General features: G+C 55.7%; 1 protein-coding gene. It reads left to right on the top strand.

Annotation, left to right across the window (positions count from 1 at the left end):
• Window positions 1–41: 41 nt before the first annotated feature.
• The coding region (locus PA598K_RS32915) for a YerC/YecD family TrpR-related protein (RefSeq protein ID WP_128660994.1) at window positions 42–327 on the top strand (286 nt) is incomplete at its 3' end.

Genomic DNA, 327 nt, shown 5'->3' on the forward strand with positions numbered 1-327 from the left:
GTCGTTTTTGCTTGTCCAATGCAGACAGGAGTGAATGATAGATGCAACTAAAGAAGCTTAACGATAAAGCGATCGACCAACTGTTCGAGGCGGTGCTGACGCTTAAGTCGGTGGAGGAGTGTTATGTGTTCTTCGACGACCTGTGTACGGTCAACGAGATCCAGTCGCTCTCGCAGCGACTCGAGGTGGCGCGCATGCTGGGCAAGGGCAGCACATATAATCAAATAGAAGCCGAGACCGGCGCCAGCACGGCGACGATCTCGCGGGTCAAGCGCTGTCTGAACTACGGCAACGACGGCTACAAGATGGCGCTGGAGAGGCTGGGGC

Source organism: Paenibacillus sp. 598K, from assembly GCF_003851045.1.
Lineage (GTDB): Bacteria > Bacillota > Bacilli > Paenibacillales > Paenibacillaceae > Paenibacillus_D.